We start from the raw sequence: 521 nt of genomic DNA, 5'->3' as shown, positions 1-521 counted from the left end.
ACCGCGCAGCGCCTGCATCGCCCAATGCATCGCCACCAGCGACGACGAACACGCCGTGTCGACCGTGACCGCCGGCCCCTCGAAACCGAACGTGTACGACACCCTGCCCGAGACCACACTCGGTGAGCCGCCGGTGGTCTGGTAGCCCTCGGTGTCACCGGAGAGCATCAGGGAGTAGTCGTTGTACATGACGCCTGCGAACACGCCGGTGCGGCTGCCGCGCAGCGACACCGGGTCGACACCGGTGCGCTCCAGCGCCTCCCAGGCCGCCTCCAGCAGCAGCCGCTGCTGGGCGTCGGTCGCCAGCGCCTCACGCGGGGACATACCGAAGAACTCGGGATCGAACAGGTCGGCATCGTGCAGAAAACCACCGGAACGCGTATACGACGTACCGGCGTGATCGGGGTCCGGATGATACAGCGCATCCAGGTCCCACCCCCGATTCGTCGGAAAGCCGCTGATCGCATCGGTACCGTCCGCCACCAGGTCCCACAACTCCTCGGGGCTCGCGACCCCACCCG

The 521-nt window shown here is 67.8% G+C and carries 1 protein-coding gene; it reads right to left on the bottom strand.

The annotated features are described in order from the left end of the window. Positions 1-521 (bottom strand): beta-ketoacyl synthase N-terminal-like domain-containing protein (locus SCWH03_RS28315; protein ID WP_173267783.1); only part of this gene is annotated, 521 nt, incomplete at both ends.

Origin of the sequence: Streptomyces pacificus, from assembly GCF_011766325.1 — a bacterium.
GTDB classification, from domain to species: domain Bacteria; phylum Actinomycetota; class Actinomycetes; order Streptomycetales; family Streptomycetaceae; genus Streptomyces; species Streptomyces pacificus.
This window is presented reverse-complemented; position numbering and strand designations above follow the sequence as displayed.